The following is a 19,188-nucleotide window of genomic DNA, read 5'->3' on the forward strand; positions in this document are numbered from 1 at the left end:
TTCTCCTAATAAGAACTGTGTTCACTGTCGGTTCACCGACGGGACACCTCTTCGTGCCTCCGCAATGTTACCGACAGGTGCTGAATGACGACGGGGGAAGGCGGTCCCGTTGTCCTTTCGTGACCGATTGCACACGTTTCTCCCAGCGTCCGGCAAGGGGGTTGCATTCGCGATGTCGCCCGGTTTCGCCCGCCGGGGGCCTGTCAGCGGCGGTTGGTACCGTAGACGGGTGACAGCTGCGCTTGAGCCTGAGGATGCCCGTATCGACGACACGGCGAGCCCGAGCGAACCGTCGTCCGAGCCGAAGTCGAACGACGCTGCGTCCACGCCGTCGGCTGAGCCGAAGAAGCCGGCACGGGCGCCGCTGAAGACAGCCGGCGGCTCAGGCTCGAGCGCCGGTGCTGCCAAGACGGCCGCGGTGAAGAAGGCGGCGGCGACGTCGGCGGCCTCGAAGTCGGCAGCGGCGAAGAAAGCGGCGGAAGCGGATGCCGGCCGCGCGGCGGCAGTGAAGAAGGCATCTGCCACGGGCGCTGCGACGAAGACGGCGAACCGCACGACCGCCGCTCGGACCACAGCGGCGAAGACCACGGCGGCGAAGCGAGCCGAGACCGCCAAGAAGGCACAGGCCGCAGCCGCCGCGGCCGCGAAGAAGTCGGCCGCAGACGCCGAGAATGCGTCAGCAGCAGATTCCCCCGTCGATGGGCAGGACGTGACGCTCGAGGAGAGCACCACGACTCCGGCGAAGAAGACTGCTGCGGCCAAGAAGACTGCTCCGGCCAAGAAGACTGCTCCGGCCAAGAAGACTGCTCCGGCCAAGAAGACTGCTCCGGCCAAGAAGACTGCTACGGCGAAGACCACCGACCCGAAGTCTGTTGCTGACCTCAAGGCCGCCGCGGCGAAGGCGTCGGCGACCTCTGAAGGCGCGAAGTCCAGCGCTGCGAAGACCACCGCTGCGAAGACCACCGCTGCGAAGACAACCGCCGCGAAGACGACCGCCGCGAAGAAGTCCACCGCCGCGAAGAAGTCCACCGCCGCGAAGACCACCGCGACGAAGGCGGCTGCTGCGCCGGTCGCTGCTGCGGCGAAGATCACCACGGCGAAGACGACTGCAGCGAATACCTCATCGACGACGGCCAAGACGTCCAGCACGAAAGCCTCGCCGTCGACACCGTCCCCGGCCGACGCGTCTGCCTCCGCCGTGAAGACCCCGGTGACGAAGACCGCATCGAAGGCCGCGGTGAAGACGGCATCCGCTCCGGCGCTGGCGGCAGAGGACGAGATCGCAGAGATCATCCCGCTGACGCCCGCGATCACGACGGACGCCGTCATCGCCCTCGACTCCGAACCCGTGCGCCGGATGGTCGCCGCGTCGAACAGTGCAGATCTGGCGGAAGCGCGGCCGCCGCGCGGCGGAGACACGGGTTCCGCTGTCGTCGTCGAGCCGGGCGCCTCAGCTCCGGCCACGTCGCCGACCGATGCTCCGGCAGCGGACACCGCGGTGGCGGATGCTCCGGCGACTGATGCTCCCGTAACGGACACCGCGGTGGCGGACGCTCCGGCGACCGATGCTCTGGCAACGGACACCGCGGTGGCGGGTGCCCCGGCGACCGATGCCCCGGCGACCGAGACCCCGGCAGCCGATACCCCCGTGACGGACGCTCCGGCGGCCGTTGCTCCGGCAACCGGCACTCCGGCACCGGACGACGTGACCTCGACCGACGACACCGCTTCGGACGCGGCTGCGCCGGCCCGCGACGCCATCCGCATCCGCGGTCTGGTGAAGCGCTTCGGTGACAACAACGCCGTCGACGATGTCGACCTGACCGTCCCCGCCGGGTCGTTCTACGGCCTCGTCGGCCCGAACGGCGCGGGCAAGACCACGACGCTGTCGATCATCGCTGGCCTGCTGCGGCCAGACGCGGGCACCGTGCACATCAGCGGAATCGATCAGCGCGAAAAGCCCCTCGAGGCGAAACGCGTCATGGGCGTGCTGCCCGATCGGCTGCGCACCTTCGATCGGCTGACCGGACGCCAGCTGCTGCACTACTACGGTCAGCTGCGCGGGCTCGATCGCGCCGTCATCGAGAAGCGCACCGCCGACCTGGCCCGCGCCTTCGACCTCAGCGAGGCGCTGAGCCGCGTCGTGTCGGACTACTCGGCCGGCATGACGAAGAAGGTGATGCTCGCCGGTGCCCTGATCCACTCGCCGCGCGTGCTGGTGCTCGACGAGCCGTTCGAGGCCGTCGATCCGGTCTCGTCGGGCGTGATCCTCGACATCCTGCGGTCGTACGTCGCCCACGGCGGAACAGTCATCCTCTCCAGCCACGGCATGGATCTCGTCGAGCGGGTGTGCTCGCGCGTGGCCGTGATCGTGGGCGGAGAGGTGCTCGCCGAGGGCACCATCGACGAGGTCCGCGCAGGGCAGACGCTCACCGAGCGGTTCATCGAGCTCTCGGGCACCGGCGGCGAAGTGGAGGGGCTCGAGTGGCTGCACACGTTCTCCGGCTGAGGCTCGCGCTGCTCGTCGGTGCGCTGCGCGGAGAACGCAGGGTTCGCGCCGCGGTTGCGCTCGTGGCATCCATCGCCGCGACCATCGTCGTCTGCATCGCCGTCCTCGGCCTCAGCGAGGCGCCGCCGGCGACGGCTCAGACCGTCATCGTGCTCGGCGCGGCGGCGCTGATGCTGGCATTCTTCGTCGGGCCCATGCTCTCGGGCACCCCCGATCAGCTCGATCCACGGCGCTTCTGGCCGTTCGGCCTCGACGAGCGCCGGCTCAGCTGGACCCTCGTGCTGGCCTCGCTGATCAGCGTGCCCAGTCTCGCCCTGATCGCCGTCACCGTGTGCGTCGTGATCGTCGTCGTGCAGGTCGGCGCGCCGTGGGCGGCCGCGGTGCTCTTCGGCGTCATCGGTGTGCTCGCGATCTCACTCGCGGCGCGGATCGGCATGGCGATCAGCGCGATTCTGCTGCCCGAGCGTCGCTCGCGCGAGCTGACCGTCCTGTTCGCGCTGCCGGTCATCGTCATCGCCTTCCCCGTCGCGGCGTACTTCGCCTCCCTCCGATGGGACGGGCAGGTTCCCCCTGCCGTGCACACCGCCACCACCATCGTCGGGTTCTCGCCGCTCGCGGCTCCGCAGGCGTTCCTCTTCCACCTCGCCTCGGGCGATTCCAGGGCGGCGTGGGCGAGCGGGCTGGTCGCCGCCGCGACGATCGGCGGGATGCTGCTGCTGTGGCACCTGCTGGTCAGGCGACTTCTCACCGCATCCGAGCGTCCGTACGCGACGCGCGAGCGATCGGGACTGGGATGGTTCGGATCACTGCCCGCCAACGCGTTCGGCGCCATCGCCGCGCGCAGTCTCGTGTACTGGCTGCGAGACCGGCGCTACATCGTGAACATGATCGTCGTGCCGATCGCCGGGGTGCTCACCGTGTTCCCGCTGCTCGTGGCCGGAGTGCCGCTGTGGCTCGCGGCCCTCGTTCCCGTTCCGCTCATGGCGCTGTTCTTCGGCTGGCTGCCGCACAATGACGCGGCCTACGATTCGACGGCGCTGTGGATGCACATCGCCAGCGGCGTGCGCGGCCTGCCCGATCGGCTCGGTCGACTCGTGCCCGTGCTGCTGGTCGCTCTTCCCGTGCTCGCGATCGGCATCTCCGTCACCCTCGCCGTCATCGCGGACTGGCATCTCATGCTGCCGCTGATCGGCGTGACGGCCGCGCTGCTGTTCACCGCGCTGGGCATGTCGAGCATCGCGTCGGTCACCTGGCCGTACGCCGTCTCACGGCCCGGCGACAGCCCGTTCCAGCAGCCGCAGCGCTCGGCGGCGCACGGCTCGTACGGCGCCGCGCTGACGTTCGTGGGCGCCCTGCTCGCGAGCGCACCCACGATCTGGCTGTTCGCACTGACCATTCTCGAAGGCGATCAGCACGCGCCTACGACGTTCTGGGTCGGGCTGATCAGCGGCACCGTCGTGCTCTTCTGCGGTGCGGCGGTCGGCGCCGTGATCTTCGAGCGCAGCGGCGAGCGACTGATGGAGTTCGTCGAGACGACCTGAGTCGAGACCACCTGACCCGGGCGCCGCAGACGCGGATAGAATCTCGGCATGAGTACTCCGCTGGACAGCCCCGATCAGGGTGGCGTGGCAACGCTCGATCGCGAACTCGAAGAGCTGCTGCAGGAAGAGCATCTCGAGCCGGGGGACCACGAGCGCTTCTCGCATTACGTCAAGAAGGACAAGATCCTCGAGTCGGCGATCACCGGCAAGCCGGTTCGCGCGCTCTGCGGCAAGAAGTGGACCCCGGGTCGCGACCCGGAGAAGTTCCCGATCTGCCCGACCTGCAAGGAGATCTACGAGAGCATGGTCTCCTGACGCGCCGTCGCGTCAGTCCGCATCGACAACCCTTCGGCGCGTCGCTGCGCTCCTTGCTCAGGGACCGTGCGGCCGCTAAAGCGCGTCTACAAAGAGGGTCGGGATCGCCGGATCCGACTTGCTGAGCGCCAGCGCCCGCACCGGCAGCTCCTCGCGCACCCGCAGGTGATGCTCTCGAGCGGATGCCGTTCCCGCCACGCCCTCGTGCGCCGCATCGATCTCGCCGGCGTCGACGAGGACCACCTGCAGCGCGCGGGCGTCGGGGTGCTCGGCGGGCGTGTCGACCTGCTCGAATCCGTCGGCGACCGACACGGTCTCGGCGACCGCGACGCCGTCGGCGAGGGTGCGGAACGCGGCTTTGCGTCCGCCCTTCGAGCCCTTGTCGGTGGATGCCTTGGCCACCGCGACCCAGCCGCCTGACGAGTCCTGCCGGGCGACGAGCTTGTAGACCATGCTCGCGGTCGGATATCCCGAGCCGGTGACCACGGACGTGCCGACCCCGTAGAAGTCGACCGGGGATGCCGCGAGAGCGGCGATCGCGTATTCGTCGAGGTCGCTCGTCACAGTGATCCTCGTCTCGGTCGCGCCGAGCTCGTCGAGCTGCTGCCGCACGGCCGCCGCGACCAGCGGCAGGTCGCCCGAGTCGAGGCGCACGCCGCCGAGATCCGTACCCGCCACGCGGATCGCCGTCTCGACACCCTTCGCGATGTCGTAGGTGTCGACGAGAAGCGTGGTGCCGGTGCCCAGGCTGGCGATCTGCGAGCGGAACGCGTCTTCCTCCGAGTCGTGCAGCAGGGTCCAGGAGTGCGCCGCGGTGCCCATCGTCGGGATGCCCCACTGCCGCCCGGCCTCGAGGTTGCTCGTCGACGCGAAACCTGCGATGTACGCGGCGCGCGCCGCCGCGACTGCCGACTGCTCTGCGGCGCGGCGCGAGCCCATCTCGGCGATCGGACGCTCGCCGGCGGCGATGCTCATGCGCGAGGCCGCCGTGGCGACCGCGGAGTCGTGGTTCAGCACGCTCAGCGCGAGCGTCTCGAGCACGACCGCGTCGGCGAACGTGCCCTCGACGGTGAGGATGGGGGAGCCGGGGAAGTACAGCTCGCCCTCGCGGTAGCCGCGGATCGTGCCCGTGAAGCGGTAGTTCTCGAGGTACGCCACGGCCTCGGCATCCACCACCTCGTTGTCGCGCAGGTACCGCAGCTCGTCGTCGCCGAAGCGGAAATCGCGCAGCAGCGTCAGCAGGCGTCCGGTGCCGGCGACGACACCGAAGCGGCGACCGCCGGAGAGGCGGCGCGAGAACAGCTCGAACACGCTGGGCCGTGATGCGGTGCCGTCCCGCAGCGACGCCGCGAGCATGGTCAGTTCGTAGCGGTCGGTGAGGAACGCGGAGCTCATCCGGCCAGTGTATCCAGGCGCCGGATCCGGGATACTGATCAGCGGACCCGATCCGCCCCAACCGACCACGGAGGACTCCGGCATGCGCGACGAGCTGAACCGACTCGTGAACGGGGTGCTGTGGCCCGGCTTCCTCGGATCCGAGGTGCCGGCCTGGCTCGGCACGGCGCTCGATGAGGGATTGGCCGGAGTGGTCTACTTCGCGCAGAACCTCGTCGGCGACACGGCCGCGCTGAGCGCCGACATCCATCGTCGCGCGCCGCGCGCGCTGATCGGCATCGACGAGGAGGGAGGCAGCGTCACCCGCCTCGAGACCGAGACCGGCTCGAGCGTCCCCGGGGCGGCGCAGCTGGGGGTCCTCGACGACGTGGATGCCACCGAGGCGACCGGGTACGAGATCGGTCGACGTGTCGACGCTGTCGGATGCGACGTGGTCATCGGTCCGGTCGCGGATGTGAACACCGACCCGCGCAACCCCGTGATCGGCGTGCGCTCGTTCGGCGGGAGCACCGACCTCGTCTCGCGGCACACGGCCGCCGCGGTGCGCGGCATCCAGCGCGCGGGTGTCGCCGCGTGCGCCAAGCACTATCCGGGGCACGGCGACACGCACACCGACTCGCACCACGACCTTCCGACACTGACCCTCTCGCAGCGCGAGATCGACGAGCAGCACCTCCCTCCGTTCACCGCGGCGATCCGAGCGGGGGTGCGCTCGATCATGACCGCGCACATCAGCGCCCCGCAGTGGGGCGAGCAGCCCGCCACGCTCAACCCGGAGGTGCTCGGCCGGCTGCGCCGCGACGGGTTCGACGGAGTGATCATCACCGACGCCCTCGACATGGCGGCGATCCGCGAGCGGGTCGGGATCGGCGGGGGAGCCGTGCGTGCGCTCGCCGCGGGTGCCGATCTGCTGTGCATCGGCAATCCGACCAACCCCGGCGCCGCGATGCTGCCCGACCAGGACGAGCGCGACTACCGGGAGGCGCGTGACGCGATCGTCGCGGCGATCCGCAGCGGCGAGCTCTTGCGCGAGCGGGTGGAGGACGCCGCGCGTCGCGTGGCGCTGATGGCGGATGCCGTGCGGCAGCGCTCGGCAGCACCCGCGGTGCCGTTCGATGCGGACGGCATCGCCGATCGCGCCGTGCGCGCGCAGGGTGAGCTTCCCGTGTTCACCGACGTGCCCACGACCGTGATCGACCTGCGCCGAGCATCGAGCCTGGCGGTCGACAGCGCCGCGTCGCACGTCGCTTTTGCGCTCGCCGCGGGCGGCGAGACGGTGCGCCTCGATGCGGCCGCCGCCGGACGAGAGCAGATCGCCGACGTCGCCCGCCGGGCGAGCGCCGGACAGAGCGTCGTGCTCGTCGACAGCATCGAGCCCGGCTGCCCGCAGCGAGCGGCGCTCGACGGCATCCGATCTGCCGCCCCGGCCGTCGTCGCAGTCAACGTCGGGCTGCCCGCCGAATGGGGAGGGGCTCTGATCTCGTCGCCGGCCGCGAGCCTGCTCGCCGCCCGAGCCGCCCGCCGCGCCATGCTGAGTCGCTGAGTCGCGCCGAGTAGGCTTGTGCACCATGAACGACGCGCCCATCGGCATCTTCGACTCCGGCGTCGGGGGACTCACGGTGGCCAGGGCGATCCGCGCGCAGCTGCCGCAGGAATCGCTCGTGTACATCGGCGACACGGCGCACTCGCCGTACGGGCCGAAGCCGATCGCAGACGTCAGGCGGTACAGCATCGAAGTGCTCGACACGCTTGTCGAGCAGGGCGTGAAGATGCTCGTGATCGCGTGCAACACGGCATCCGCCGCCGTGCTGCGCGACGCCCGCGAACGGTACGACGTGCCCGTCGTCGAGGTCATCGGCCCGGCCGTGCGCCGCGCCGTCTCGACGACGCGCAACGGACGCGTCGGAGTGATCGGCACGGTCGGCACGATCGGGTCGCGCGCGTACCAGGACATGCTCGAGGTGAACGAGCGGCTCGAGGTGTTCACCGCCGCCTGCCCGCGGTTCGTCGAGTTCGTCGAGGCGGGCATTACCGGCTCTCCCGAGGTGCTGGCCGTGGCCGAGGAGTACCTCGCGCCGCTGCGGGATGCCCAGGTCGACACTCTCGTGCTCGGATGCACGCACTACCCGTTCCTGCGCGGTGCGATCAGCTATGTGATGGGACAGGGCGTCTCGCTCGTCTCGAGCGACGACGAGACCGCCGCCGACGTCTACCGTCAGCTCGTGAAGCACGGCCAGCTCGCCTCGCAGGGCGCCGTCGCCAGCTACGTGTACGAGGCGACCGGCGACTCGGCGGAGGACTTCACGGCCCTCGCGAACCGCCTGATGGGTCACGAGGTGCGCGACGTGCAGCTCGTGCAGACCGGCGTGATCGACCTGCCCTACCTGCTCGACGCCGAGGCCGACGCGGTCGGTCGCGACGGCGTCGGCCGCCCCTGAACCGGTCGACCCCGACCCGCTCGCTCCCGAACAGCTCCGCCCGAAATCACTGAGCCGTACAGCTCCGAGAGGACACCATGACCGACATCGTCCGCGCCGACGGGCGCCGCACCGACCAGCTCCGCGAGATCACGATCGAACGCGGCTGGTCGGCCCACGCCGAGGGCTCGGCGCTGATCAGCTTCGGCGGCACCAAGGTGCTGTGCACCGCATCGTTCACCAACGGCGTGCCGCGCTGGCTGACCGGCAAGGGCAAGGGATGGGTGACCGCCGAATACGCGATGCTGCCCCGCGCCACCAACTCGCGCAACGACCGCGAGAGCGTGAAGGGCCGCATCGGCGGCCGCACCCACGAGATCTCCCGGCTCATCGGCCGCGCGCTGCGCGCCGTGGTCGACACGAAGGCGCTGGGCGAGAACACGATCGTGATCGACTGCGACGTGCTGCAGGCCGACGGCGGCACCCGCACCGCGGCGATCACCGGTGCGTACGTCGCGCTCGCCGACGCCATCGAGTGGGGCCGCGAGAAGAAGTTCATCGGGCGCAACTCGAAGCCGCTGCTCGACACCGTCGCCGCCGTGTCGGTCGGCATCATCGACGGCGAGCCGATGCTCGACCTCGCCTACGTCGAAGACGTGCGTGCCGAAACCGACATGAACATCGTCGTGACCGGCCGGGGGCTGTTCGTCGAGGTGCAGGGCACCGCCGAGGGCGCGCCCTTCGACAAGCGCGAGCTCGACGCACTGCTCGACCTGGGCGTGAACGGCTGCGCGTCGCTGCAGCAGCACCAGCTCGCGGCACTGGGGGAGGGCCCTTCGACAGGCTCAGGGACCCAGGAAAGCTCAGGGACCCAGAACGGCTCAGGGACCCAGAACGGCTCAGGGGCCCAGGACGGCTCAGGGGGCCCGCAGTGAGGGTCGTCCTCGCCACGCACAACCCGCACAAGGTCGCGGAGTTCCAGCAGATCACAGCCAGCACCCGCCCCGACCTCGAGGTGATCGGCTACGACGGGCCTGAACCGGTCGAGGACGGCGTGACCTTCGCAGAGAACGCGCTCATCAAAGCGCGCGCGGCGTTCGCGCACACGGGGCTGCCGGCTCTCGCCGACGACTCCGGCATCTGCGTCGACGTGCTCGGCGGATCTCCCGGCGTGTTCTCGGCCTATTGGGCGGGGCAGAAGAAGGATGCCGCGGCGAACCTCGAGCTGCTGCTCGATCAGCTCCGCGACGTCGCCGACCCGCACCGCAGCGCGCAGTTCCACTCCACCATCGCGCTGGTCACCGCCGACGGCGAGCGCACCGTCGAGGGGATCTGGCCGGGGCGCCTGGCGCATCGGGCATCCGGAACCGGCGGATTCGGCTACGACCCGATCTTCATCCCCGACGGGCAGGACCCGGCGGCCGAGCGCTCGGTCGGCGAGTTCACCGATGCCGAGAAGCAGGCGCAGTCGCACCGGACCCGGGCCTTCCAGGCCCTCATCCCGCTGCTCGCCGCGCTGTAGGGCCGCGGCCGCCGGCAATTGAGAAGCATTACCGTTCCCGAGTAGCGGGAACACACCTCGGGCGGTGACGACCCGGCCTAGCCTGGAAGCATGCATGACCACGCACCCGCTGCAGGGGGAATCCGCGACGCCGGCCACCGGCGCCTGCTGGCGATCTCACTGACGCTCACCGCCACCGTCATGGTGGTGCAGGTGATCGGCGCGATCCTGTCGGGTTCGCTGGCACTGCTCGCCGACGCCGCGCACATGTTCACCGACTCGTCGGCCCTGATCATCGCGCTGATCGCCACCGCGGTCGCCGCGCGACCCGCTGACGACCGGCGCACGTTCGGCTACCAGCGCGCCGAGGTGTTCGGCGCCCTGATCAACGCGATCATCCTCATCGTGCTCATGGTCGTGGTCGCCGTGCAGGGTATCGAGCGACTGCTCGACCCGGGCGAGACGGAGGTGGCGGGCCCGCTCATGCTCACCGTCGCGGTCATCGGCATGGTCGCCAACGCCATCGCGCTGTGGGTGCTCAGCCGCGCGCAGAAGACGAGCATCAACGTGCGCGGTGCGTACCTCGAGGTGATGGGCGACCTGATCGGCTCGGCGATGGTCATCGTCGCCGCCATCGTGATCGTGACCACCGGGTGGATGCCCGCCGACGCGATCGCGTCGCTGCTGATCGCCGTGCTCATCCTGCCGCGCGCGATCTCCCTGCTGCGCGAGGTGTTCTCGGTGCTCGCCGAGTCGGCACCGCAGGGCATGGCGGTCAGCGAGATCCGCAAGCATCTCATGGTGTACTCGGGCGTCGTCGACGTGCACGACGTGCACGTGTGGCAGCTGACCCGCGGCGCCCCCGTGTTCACCGCGCACGTGAAGGTGGATCCGGCCGTGCTCGCATCCGGCGGGGCGTCGCGTCTGCTGCAGGATCTGCAGGGCTGCCTCGCGCACCACTTCGACGTCGAGCACTCCACCTTCCAGCTGGAGCCCGCCGATCACGACGAGTGCGAGGCCGCGCACGCGTGAACGCGCTCAGTCCTCGACACGCACCTCGTCCGGGGATTTGTCGGGCCGCAGCCCACGCCAGCGGGAGTGACGCAGGATGCCCCCGGGCGACCAGTTCGCGAACTCGACCTCGCCGACCAGCAGCGGCCGCACCCACAGCGCGTCCGACGCGTCGGGCGCGGGAACTTGCAGGGGCGCCTCCGTCACCCGCAGCGGGTCGAGCTGCGTGTCGAGGTCGCGCAGCATCCGGTCGGTGAATCCGGTGCCCACCCGGCCGACGTAGCGCAGCCCGCCGTCGGACTCGGGGGAGGGGATGGCGAGCAGCAGCGAGCCGATGCCGCTGCGGCGGTTTCCCTGGCCGGGGCGGATGCCCACGATGACGACCTCCTGAGCATGCGTCTGCTTGAGCTTCAGCCAGGAGCCCGACCGCCGGCCCGGGCGGTACCGGGAGTCGGGGTCTTTGGCGACGACGCCCTCGAGACCGTACTGCCGACTCGCGTCGAGCGCCGCGTCGAGGTCGTCGAATACGGGCGGCACCTGCACGGGCGCGTCGAGGTCGGCCGCGAGCTGCTCGAGCAGCTCCCGCCTCTGACGCAGCGGCACGCCGGTCAGGTCGTGTCCGTCGAGGTGCAGCAGATCGAAGAGCATGTAGACGATCGGGGTGCGCACGACCTCGCGTTCGATCTCGCGACCCTTGGTCAGGTGCATCCGATTCTGCAGACGGGCGAAGCTCGGGCGGCCGTCACGGTCGAAGGCGACGATCTCGCCGTCGACCACTGCCTCGGCGGCCGGCAGATGCGGGGCTCCGTCGGCGGTGAGCTCGGGGTAGCGGGCCGTGATGTCGGTGCCGCTGCGGGCGCGCAGGGTGAACCGGCCGGTGCCGTCGTCGCCGCGCTGCCAGGTGCCGACGGCGCGGATGCCGTCCCACTTGATCTCGGCCCACGACGGGTCGCTGAGCGAGCGCGCGAGACCCGGCGTGCCGGACTCGGAGAGCATGGGCGGGATGAACGACGGCAGCGGACCGGGGTCGGCGCTCTTCTCGGGTCGGCGAGGGGAGCGGCGACCGGGATCAGGATGCGTGTCCGCGTCCTTCATGCGGTGCAGCAGCCACTGCGACTTCTCGCCCTCGCCGTTCGTGCGGATGAGTGCGAGTCGCGCCGATCCGAGCCTGCCGCCGGTCTGCCCTATGAAGGTGCCGATCACCTCGTCGTCGCGCCACTTCTCGAGCGAGACCGTGCCGGTGTCCCACACCGTCATAGAGCCCGCACCGTATTCGCCTGCCGGGATCTCACCCTCGAAGGTGAGGTACTCGAGCGGGTGGGGCTCGGTCATCACCGCGAGGTGATTGCGGTCGGCGGTCTCGGGAACCCCCTTCGGCACGGCCCAGCTGATCAGCACCCCGTCGCGCTCGATGCGCAGGTCGTAGTGCAGCCGGCTGGCGTGATGCTCCTGGATCACGAACCGCGTGGCCCCGCCCGATCCCGAATATGCCGTGCGCGGCATGGGCTCGGGCGTCTTCGCGGCGTCGCGTTTCGCGAGGTACGGGGCGAGCGCGGTGCTGGCCGGTGCGAGGTCGGCGAGCGGATCGATGCCGGCTTCCATGCGCTCGAGGACCTCGTGCAGTTCGAGGTGCCGCAGATCCGGGTCGTCGAGCTCGTCCCACGTGCGCGGAGTCGCCACCCACGGCCGGGCGCGACCGCGTAGCGAGTACGGTGCGATGGTCGTCTTCGAGGCGCTGTTCTGGCTCCAATCGATGAACACCCTGCCGCCGCGCTGCGACTTCGCCATGACGTGCGTGGCGAGGCCGGGATGGTCGGCCTCGATCAGCCGCGCGAGCTCCTTCGCCACCGCCGAGACGTCGTCGCTCGACTGCACACCGGTGCCGTCGTCGGTGGTGGGCAGACGGGCGTAGAGATGGATGCCCTTGCTGCCGCTCGTGACCGGCATCGGCTCCAGCCCCATCCCGCTCAGGATGCCGCGGGCGATCCGCGCGACCTCCGCGCACTGCGCGAGCCCCGCACCGGGACCGGGGTCGAGATCGAGCACCATCCGGTCGGGCATCCCGCGCCCACCGGAGTGCGTGAACCGCCACTGCGGCACGTGCAGCTCGAGCGCGGCGATCTGCGCGAACCACACCAGCGAGGCGACGTCGTCGGCGAGCGGGTACTCCTTCGGTCCGTCGGAGTGCTCGATCGGCATCCGCCTGATCCACTCCGGCGCACCCCGCTCGATCTGCTTGGTGAAGAAGCTCTCAGCCGGGGCGTCGGCCGTGCCGACGCCGTCGACCCACCTCTTGCGGGTGACCGGGCGTCCGCGCATGTGCGGCAGCATGATCGGCGCGATCTGCGAGTAGTACGCGATCACCTCGCCCTTGGTCGTGCCCGTCTCCGGGTAGACGACCTTGTCGAGGTTGGTGATGCGCAGGCGACGGCCGTCGATCTGCACGACCTGCTCGCCGGATGCCATGGGGCCAGGGTAGTGGGCATCCGCAACCCCCTCGCCGCGGACGGGCCGCCTGGTGTTCACTGTCAGCATGAGAAGCATCTGGAAGGGCGCCCTGACGTTCGGTCTCGTGAACGTCCCGGTGAAGGTGTACTCCGCGACCGAGGACCACGATGTGCCGCTGCATCAGGTGCACCACGAGGACGGCGGGCGCATCCGCTACCAGCGCGTCTGCGAGATCGACGGGCAGCCCGTCGAGTACGCCGACATCGACCGCGCCTACGTCGACGACGGGCAGACGATCGTGCTCACCAAAGACGACCTGGCCTCGCTGCCGGCTGAGAGGAGCCGCGAGATCGACGTGGTCGAGTTCGTGCCCCGCGAGCAGGTCGACCTGCTGACCCTCGACCGGGCCTACTACCTCGAACCCGACTCGAAGTCGGCGAAGGCGTACGTGCTGCTGCGCAAGACCCTCGAGCAGACCGACCGCACCGCGATCGTGCGCTTCACCCTGCGGCAGAAGACGAGGCTCGCCGCCCTGCGCGTGCGCGGCGACGTGCTCGTGCTGCAGACGCTGCTGTGGGCCGACGAGGTGCGCGAAGCCGCGTTCCCCGCCCTCGACGAAGACGTGAAGATCAGCAAGAAGGAACTCGAGATGTCAGCCGCGCTCGTCGAGAGCTACTTGAGCGACTTCGACCCCGAAGAGTACGTCGACGAGTACCAGAAAGAGCTGCGCACTCTCATCGAGGCGAAGATCGAGGCGGGCGAGGGGTTCGATGTCACGGAGACCTTCGGCGACGAGGGCACGGCCGAGAAGGGCGGCGAGGTCATCGACCTCATGGAGGCGCTGCGCGCCAGCGTCGAACGCACCAAGGCGGCCAGGAAGGTCGGCACCGCAGCAGACGCTGACGACGCCGACGATGACGACGCCGACGACAAGCCCGCGTCGACGCGGAAGAAGGCGGCACCGAAGAAGTCCGAGCCGAAGAAGGCGGCGACAAAGAAGGCGGCGACGAAGAAGAAGGCGGGCTGAGCCCACCGGAGCGTCAGTGCGTGCCGTCGCCGTCGAGGTCGGGTGCGCGGTCGAACACCTCGGGGTCGAGCCGGAGGGCGTTCGCCTCGGCCGCGTCGGTGTCGACGTCCTCACCGGCGGCGGCGGCCTTCTTGGCCTTGTGCCGCTCGACGAGGTAGTGCCAGAGGGTCACGATCGCGGTGCCGCCGACGGCGAGCAGCAGGATGACGTCGATGTAGTCCACGACGAGGTCGCGGATCCACGGGATGTAGGCGATGACGTAGCCGAACATTGTCAGGCCGAAACCCCACAGCAGCGCGCCGATGAGGTTGAACAGCGAGTACCGCTTCCACGGCATGTGACCCACGCCGGCGGCGACCGGGGCGAAGGTGCGCACGATCGGCACGAACCGGGCGAGCACGATGGTGAGGCCACCGAAGCGCTCGAAGAACGCGTTGGTGCGCTCGACGTTCTTCACGCTGAACAGGCCGGATTCCTTGCGTTCGAACACGGCGGGACCGCCCTTGTGCCCGATCACGTAGCCGACTTCACCGCCGACGAACGCGGCGAGGGCGATCAGCAGCGACACCGCCCAGATGTTCACGCCGAAGATGTCGCTGGTGTGGGTGAGCAGTCCGGAGATGACGAGCAGCGTGTCACCGGGCAGCAGGAAGCCCACGAGCAGACCGGTCTCGGCGAAGACGATGAAGCAGACCACCGCGAGCGCCCAGGCGCCCGCACCCTCGATGATGTTCGCCGGGTCGAGCCACGGGATCAGCGCCGTCGGCGCCTGCAGTGCGGTCTGAAGCAAGAGGGGTCCCGTCTGGATGTCCGGCGGATGACGACGCGGCGACGGCCGCGGGGCCGATTCTATCCCTCAGTCGCGTGGATTCTGTGGGATAACCTGAGCGGTCGAGGAGGACGAGGAGCATGGCCGAGATGATGCGCGCCTACGCGCGCGGAGCAGACCCCGCGGATGCGGCGATGATCGGGCACGCGCTCGTGCCGGTGCCCGAGATCGACGCCGATGAGCTGCTGGTGCGCGTGCAGGCCGTCGGCGTCGGCACGCATGACGCCGTCTTCCTGCCGCACGACGGCGTGCGCCCGTATCCGATCGGGATGGAGGGCGCGGGCGTCGTCGCGCAGGTCGGCGCCGCGGTGAGCGGGTACGCGGTCGGAGATCGGATCGCGTTCGTCAGCCAGATGCATCCCAAGGGCGGCACCTGGGCCGAGTACGCCGTCGTGCGCCCCGCTGATCTGATTCTTCGGATCCCGGCCGGGCTGACCGCGGCCCAGGCGGCCGCCGTGCCGGTCGCCGGCGGCACGGCGATGCGCGCGCTCGCCGTGCTCGGTGACCCCGAGCCCGGGGCCACGCTGTTCGTCGTCGGGGCATCCGGAGCAGTCGGGTCGATGCTCGTGCCGCTCGCCGTGCGCGCCGGATGGCGGGTGGTCGCCTCCGCCTCGGCGGGCAGCCTCGAGCACGTGCGATCACTGGGCGCGGATGCCGCGGTCGACTACCGCAGCGACTGGCGAGCGCAGCTTCGTGCGCTGCACCCGAGCGGGGTGGACGCCGCTGTCGCGATCCCCGCAGGAACCACGGCGGGCGCCATGGAAGTGGTGCGCGACGAGGGCGCGATGATCACCGTGTCGGCCGATGACGTGGCGCCCGTGCGCGGCATCCGGGTGAGCGGTCTGAACTACGCGGCCCCCGTGCGCGCGCCGCTGCAGCAGCTGCTCGAGGAGGTGCAGGCCGGACGCTTCCCGCTGCACATCGACCTGCAGCTGCCGCTGGAGCATGCGGAGGACGCCCTGGCGAAGGTGCGCGCGCAGCGCGCCCGAGGCAAGACGGTGCTGACGATCGACTCGTGAGAGCGCCGGAGGACAACGGTGCGGAAGATGGGACTTGAACCCACACGCCCGGGGGCACAGGAACCTAAATCCTGCGTGTCTACCGATTCCACCACTTCCGCGCGCTTCCGAGTCTAGCGATCGGGTCGCTCGGATCACGCGTCGATCCGCCCTGTGGCGGTCCGAGCCGACCGGCTGTGGATAACTTCCGCGCCGGGTGGCCGATCTCTGTCAGGATGCCGGGCGTGAGTCATCCTTCCGCCGCCGTCGCCGAGAGAGTTCGTCGGCGACTGCGCCTGGAGAACACCGACCCGGCGGCGCATCCCGACGAGGCGCGACGCATCGCACAGGTCGAGGTGCGGCGGCACAACGACCTCGCCCTGCAGCGCGGCGAGGCGATGGTCGATGACGAAGCGGCCCTCGTGCGTGACGTGCTCGCATCCGTTTCGGGGTTCGGCGCCCTGCAGCCCCTTCTCGACGATCCCGAGATCGAGGAGATCTGGCTGAACGGTCCTGACCGCGTCTTCGTCGCGAGGGGCGGCGCCACCCACCGCGTCGACCTGCAGCTGACGGATGCCCTGATCCGCGACCTCGTCGAGCGGATGCTGCAGACCACGGGCCGGCGGGTCGACGTGAGCCAGCCGTTCGTCGACGCCTCGCTCCCCGACGGGTCGCGGCTGCACGTCGCGATCGCCGATGTGGTGCGCGGATCGTGGGCGGTGAACATCCGCAGGTTCCTCACCCGGCATCGCACCCTCGACGCGCTGATCGTGCAGGGCTCGGTGCCGCAGCACGTCGCCGACCTGCTGCTCACCGGGCTGCGCGACGGCCGCAGCATCATCGTCTCGGGCGCCACGCACGCCGGCAAGACCACGCTGCTGGGTGCTCTGCTGGCCGCCTGCGCGGCCGACCAGCGCATCATCACGGTCGAGGAGACGTTCGAGCTCGCCGTCGACGGCCCCGACGTCGTGGCGCTGCAGGGACGTCAGGCGAGCCTGGAGGGCACCGGCGAGATCACCCTGCGGCGGCTCGTGAAAGAGGCGCTGCGCATGCGACCCGATCGCCTCGTCGTCGGCGAGGTCCGCGATGCCGAAGCGCTCGATCTCGTGCTCGCGCTGAACACCGGTGTGCCCGGCGCGGGGACGGTGCACGCCAACTCGGCAGCGGAGGCCCTCGAGAAGCTCGCGCTGCTGCCGCTGCTCGCCGGGCGCAACATCGACCGCGCCTTCATCGCGCCCGCCCTGGCGTCGTCGATCTCGTTCGTCGTGCACTGTCGTCGCGAGCCCGACGGGTCGCGTCGCGTCGTCGAGGTGATCTCGCCGACAGGCGAGGTCGTCGACGGCAGGATCGTCAGCACGCACGTCTACCGGGCGGAGGACGCGACATGACTCTGCTCGTCGGCGCGCTGCTCGGCGCGGGCATGCTCCTGTGCGCATCGCCGTGGCTCTGGCCGCCGCAGCAGGACCGCCCCGCGCGCGAACCGCGCACCAGCCGCCTGCGACGGCTCCTCGACGAGGCGGGGTACGCGCGCACGCCGACGCGGACGATCACCGCGGTCATGGTCGCGATCGCCGCGGTCTCGGCCGCTCTCGCATGGCTGCTCACCGGCATCCCGGTGCTGGCCGGGCTCGCCGCGCTCGCGGGCGCCGCAGCGCCGGTGATGTTCCTGCGCGGCCGCCGGCTGCGGCTGCGCAAGGCACGCCGGCAGATGTGGCCCGACGTGTGCGATCTGCTGGTCGCGGCGATCCGCGTGGGGCTCTCACTGCCGGACGCGGTGGCGAGCCTCGCAGAATCGGCCCCGCCCGCTGTGCGCCCGGCGTTCGCCGTCTTCGCCCGCGACCTGCAGTCGACCGGGCGCTTCGAGTCGAGCCTCGACCGGCTGAAGGCGACCCTCGCCGATCCGATCGCCGACCGCATCGTCGAGACCCTGCGCATGGCCCGCCAGGTCGGCGGCACCGAGCTGACCGGGGTGCTGCGCGCGCTGTCATCGTCGGTGCGCGCCGACGCCGCGCTGCGCGGAGAGGTCGAGGCGCGGCAGTCGTGGATCCGCGGGGCCGCCGTGCTCGGCGCGGTCGCCCCGTGGGTGATCCTCGGCCTGCTCGCGATGCGTCCGGAGGGACGCGACGCGTACGGCAGCACCGAGGGCGTCATCGTGATCCTCGTCGGCGCGGTCGTGTCGGTGGTGGCGTTCCGCATCATGCTGCGCATCGGGCGTCTGCCCGAGCCGGAGCGGTGGTTCGGATGACCGTCGTGACCGATGCGGCGATCGCCGTGCTGCTGGGCGGGTCGCTCGCGCTCGGCCTGCTCGGCGTGCTCTCCGCCCTGCCCCGCTGGGGCGCGCCCTCGCTGGATCGACGGATCGCGCCCTACGTGCGCGATGTGGTCGACGATGAGGCTCTGCCGTCGGGCATCCTCCCGGCGGTCGGCATCATGCCCGTGCACGGCCGACGGCTCTGGGACAGGCTGCGCGAGATGCTCGACCGGATGCTCGGCGGCGGCGACACCCTGCGCCTGCGGCTCGCGCAGGCCGGGGTCGCCCAGACGCCGGCGACCTTCCGCGGGCGTCAGCTCGCGTGGGGAGTGGCAGGTCTTCTGGTCGGCGCGGTCGTCGTGGTGATCATCGCGGTCTCGGGCCGCATGAGTCCGCCGGCCGCGCTGCTGCCCGTCATCGCCGCGGCCGGGGCCGCGATCACGTACGACATGCAGCTCACGGCGCGAGCGCGCGCCCGTCGGGCCCGTCTCGCCGACGAGCTGCCCACCACGCTCGAGTTCCTCGCGCTGTGCCTCTCGGCGGGTGAGTCGCTGCTCGACGCGCTGCGCCGCGTGTCGGCGATCGGCACGGGCGAGCTGACCGAAGAGCTGCGCCAGACCGTGCTCGCGGTGCACACCGGCTCGCCGCTCGCCGATGCGCTCGGCGAGACCGCCACGCGGCTGCAGCTGCCCGGGCTCTCGCGCGCGACCGACCAGATCATCGCTGCGCTCGAGCACGGTGCCCCGCTCGCCGCGGTGCTGCATTCGCAGGCCGCCGATGCGCGCGACGAGGCGAAGCGCGTGCTCATCGAGCAGGCAGGGCAGAAGGAGATCCTCATGCTGCTGCCGCTCGTGTTCCTGATCCTGCCGCTGAGCGTGCTCTTCGCGGTGTACCCGGGCCTGTTCATCCTGCGACTGGGGCTCGGCTGAGACGAGATCGACGATTC

17 protein-coding genes and 1 tRNA gene are annotated in these 19,188 nt (G+C 70.5%); 13 read left to right on the forward strand and 5 right to left on the reverse strand.

Going from position 1 to position 19,188, the window contains the following annotated elements; all coding sequences use genetic code 11:
* Positions 1 to 21: 21 nt before the first annotated feature.
* The gene (locus ACWIDW_RS11755; RefSeq protein ID WP_454125497.1) at positions 22 to 1,293 is read right to left on the reverse strand and encodes a hypothetical protein; all 1,272 of its coding nucleotides are present in this window, start codon (positions 1,291 to 1,293) and stop codon (positions 22 to 24) included.
* Between ACWIDW_RS11755 and ACWIDW_RS11760 the strand changes: the two genes are divergently transcribed.
* The 3 genes from ACWIDW_RS11760 to ACWIDW_RS11770 are packed head-to-tail and all read left to right on the forward strand — an operon-like array spanning position 1,211 to position 4,365.
* Positions 1,211 to 2,509, forward strand: coding sequence for an ATP-binding cassette domain-containing protein (locus tag ACWIDW_RS11760; RefSeq protein ID WP_454125498.1), 1,299 nt, complete (start codon positions 1,211 to 1,213; stop codon positions 2,507 to 2,509). The two genes, ACWIDW_RS11755 and ACWIDW_RS11760, sit on opposite strands and share 83 nt — an antisense overlap.
* Positions 2,485 to 4,050, forward strand: coding sequence for a hypothetical protein (locus ACWIDW_RS11765; RefSeq protein WP_454125499.1), 1,566 nt, complete (start codon positions 2,485 to 2,487; stop codon positions 4,048 to 4,050). Before ACWIDW_RS11760 ends, ACWIDW_RS11765 begins: the two co-directional genes overlap by 25 nt.
* Before the next feature lie 48 nt (positions 4,051 to 4,098).
* Positions 4,099 to 4,365: a DUF3039 domain-containing protein gene (locus tag ACWIDW_RS11770; RefSeq protein WP_071640714.1), complete on the forward strand. Its 267-nt coding sequence runs from the start codon at positions 4,099 to 4,101 to the stop codon at positions 4,363 to 4,365.
* 75 nt (positions 4,366 to 4,440) lie between these two features.
* On the opposite strand, the gene ACWIDW_RS11775 is transcribed toward ACWIDW_RS11770, so the two are convergent.
* On the reverse strand, positions 4,441 to 5,760 hold the full coding sequence (locus ACWIDW_RS11775) for a nicotinate phosphoribosyltransferase (RefSeq protein WP_454125500.1): 1,320 nt from the start codon (positions 5,758 to 5,760) through the stop codon (positions 4,441 to 4,443).
* A gap of 82 nt (positions 5,761 to 5,842) precedes the next feature.
* Here ACWIDW_RS11775 and ACWIDW_RS11780 point away from each other — a divergent pair, with 82 nt between their 5' ends.
* The 5 genes from ACWIDW_RS11780 to ACWIDW_RS11800 all read left to right on the forward strand — a co-directional run bounded on the left by ACWIDW_RS11780 (position 5,843) and on the right by ACWIDW_RS11800 (position 10,710).
* Positions 5,843 to 7,303: a glycoside hydrolase family 3 protein gene (locus ACWIDW_RS11780; RefSeq protein WP_454125501.1), complete on the forward strand. Its 1,461-nt coding sequence runs from the start codon at positions 5,843 to 5,845 to the stop codon at positions 7,301 to 7,303.
* 25 nt (positions 7,304 to 7,328) lie between these two features.
* Complete coding sequence (gene murI, locus ACWIDW_RS11785; protein WP_454125502.1) at positions 7,329 to 8,198, forward strand: glutamate racemase; 870 nt, start codon at positions 7,329 to 7,331, stop codon at positions 8,196 to 8,198.
* Between the two features lie 77 nt (positions 8,199 to 8,275).
* Entirely contained in the window at positions 8,276 to 9,112 is an 837-nt protein-coding gene (rph, locus tag ACWIDW_RS11790; RefSeq protein WP_454125503.1) for a ribonuclease PH, read from the forward strand.
* Positions 9,109 to 9,699 carry an RdgB/HAM1 family non-canonical purine NTP pyrophosphatase gene (rdgB, locus tag ACWIDW_RS11795; RefSeq protein WP_454125504.1) on the forward strand — a complete coding sequence of 197 codons (591 nt, stop codon included), beginning with the start codon at positions 9,109 to 9,111 and terminating at the stop codon, positions 9,697 to 9,699. Before rph ends, rdgB begins: the two co-directional genes overlap by 4 nt.
* Positions 9,700 to 9,789: 90 nt before the next feature.
* Complete coding sequence (locus ACWIDW_RS11800; RefSeq protein ID WP_454125505.1) at positions 9,790 to 10,710, forward strand: cation diffusion facilitator family transporter; 921 nt, start codon at positions 9,790 to 9,792, stop codon at positions 10,708 to 10,710.
* Positions 10,711 to 10,716: 6 nt separating this feature from the next.
* Here ACWIDW_RS11800 and ACWIDW_RS11805 read toward each other — a convergent pair whose 3' ends face one another.
* Positions 10,717 to 13,155: an ATP-dependent DNA ligase gene (locus tag ACWIDW_RS11805; protein WP_454125506.1), complete on the reverse strand. Its 2,439-nt coding sequence runs from the start codon at positions 13,153 to 13,155 to the stop codon at positions 10,717 to 10,719.
* Positions 13,156 to 13,222: 67 nt separating this feature from the next.
* Here ACWIDW_RS11805 and ku point away from each other — a divergent pair, with 67 nt between their 5' ends.
* Positions 13,223 to 14,164 carry a non-homologous end joining protein Ku gene (gene ku / locus ACWIDW_RS11810; protein WP_454125507.1) on the forward strand — a complete coding sequence of 314 codons (942 nt, stop codon included), beginning with the start codon at positions 13,223 to 13,225 and terminating at the stop codon, positions 14,162 to 14,164.
* 13 nt (positions 14,165 to 14,177) lie between these two features.
* On the opposite strand, the gene ACWIDW_RS11815 is transcribed toward ku, so the two are convergent.
* On the reverse strand, positions 14,178 to 14,954 hold the full coding sequence (locus tag ACWIDW_RS11815) for a DedA family protein (RefSeq protein WP_454125508.1): 777 nt from the start codon (positions 14,952 to 14,954) through the stop codon (positions 14,178 to 14,180).
* 119 nt (positions 14,955 to 15,073) lie between these two features.
* Between ACWIDW_RS11815 and ACWIDW_RS11820 the strand changes: the two genes are divergently transcribed.
* A complete protein-coding gene (locus tag ACWIDW_RS11820) occupies positions 15,074 to 16,012 on the forward strand; it encodes a quinone oxidoreductase family protein (protein WP_454125509.1) in 939 nt (312 codons plus the stop codon).
* Between the two features lie 19 nt (positions 16,013 to 16,031).
* On the opposite strand, the gene ACWIDW_RS11825 is transcribed toward ACWIDW_RS11820, so the two are convergent.
* Positions 16,032 to 16,113 (reverse strand) — tRNA-Leu (locus tag ACWIDW_RS11825).
* Between the two features lie 123 nt (positions 16,114 to 16,236).
* On the opposite strand from ACWIDW_RS11825, the gene ACWIDW_RS11830 reads away from it, so the two are divergent.
* The 3 genes from ACWIDW_RS11830 to ACWIDW_RS11840 are packed head-to-tail and all read left to right on the forward strand — an operon-like array spanning position 16,237 to position 19,171.
* Entirely contained in the window at positions 16,237 to 17,379 is a 1,143-nt protein-coding gene (locus ACWIDW_RS11830) for a CpaF family protein (RefSeq protein ID WP_454125510.1), read from the forward strand.
* On the forward strand, positions 17,376 to 18,236 hold the full coding sequence (locus ACWIDW_RS11835; protein ID WP_454125511.1) for a type II secretion system F family protein: 861 nt from the start codon (positions 17,376 to 17,378) through the stop codon (positions 18,234 to 18,236). Before ACWIDW_RS11830 ends, ACWIDW_RS11835 begins: the two co-directional genes overlap by 4 nt.
* Positions 18,233 to 19,171, forward strand: coding sequence for a type II secretion system F family protein (locus tag ACWIDW_RS11840; RefSeq protein ID WP_454125512.1), 939 nt, complete (start codon positions 18,233 to 18,235; stop codon positions 19,169 to 19,171). Before ACWIDW_RS11835 ends, ACWIDW_RS11840 begins: the two co-directional genes overlap by 4 nt.
* Positions 19,172 to 19,188 lie beyond the last annotated feature (17 nt).

The organism is Microbacterium sp. NPDC055312 (assembly GCF_053645675.1).

Bases quoted from the DNA above. Each gene is read 5' to 3' on its own strand.
- ACWIDW_RS11755 (WP_454125497.1), bottom strand. From the start codon at position 1,293: ATGATCTCTGCGATCTCGTCCTCTGCCGCCAGCGCCGGAGCGGATGCC.
- ACWIDW_RS11770 (WP_071640714.1), top strand. From the start codon at position 4,099: ATGAGTACTCCGCTGGACAGCCCCGATCAGGGTGGCGTGGCAACGCTC.
- ACWIDW_RS11775 (WP_454125500.1), bottom strand. From the start codon at position 5,760: ATGAGCTCCGCGTTCCTCACCGACCGCTACGAACTGACCATGCTCGCG.
- ACWIDW_RS11780 (WP_454125501.1), top strand. From the start codon at position 5,843: ATGCGCGACGAGCTGAACCGACTCGTGAACGGGGTGCTGTGGCCCGGC.
- murI (WP_454125502.1), top strand. From the start codon at position 7,329: ATGAACGACGCGCCCATCGGCATCTTCGACTCCGGCGTCGGGGGACTC.
- rph (WP_454125503.1), top strand. From the start codon at position 8,276: ATGACCGACATCGTCCGCGCCGACGGGCGCCGCACCGACCAGCTCCGC.
- ACWIDW_RS11800 (WP_454125505.1), top strand. From the start codon at position 9,790: ATGCATGACCACGCACCCGCTGCAGGGGGAATCCGCGACGCCGGCCAC.
- ACWIDW_RS11805 (WP_454125506.1), bottom strand. From the start codon at position 13,155: ATGGCATCCGGCGAGCAGGTCGTGCAGATCGACGGCCGTCGCCTGCGC.
- ku (WP_454125507.1), top strand. From the start codon at position 13,223: ATGAGAAGCATCTGGAAGGGCGCCCTGACGTTCGGTCTCGTGAACGTC.
- ACWIDW_RS11820 (WP_454125509.1), top strand. From the start codon at position 15,074: ATGGCCGAGATGATGCGCGCCTACGCGCGCGGAGCAGACCCCGCGGAT.
- ACWIDW_RS11835 (WP_454125511.1), top strand. From the start codon at position 17,376: ATGACTCTGCTCGTCGGCGCGCTGCTCGGCGCGGGCATGCTCCTGTGC.
- ACWIDW_RS11840 (WP_454125512.1), top strand. From the start codon at position 18,233: ATGACCGTCGTGACCGATGCGGCGATCGCCGTGCTGCTGGGCGGGTCG.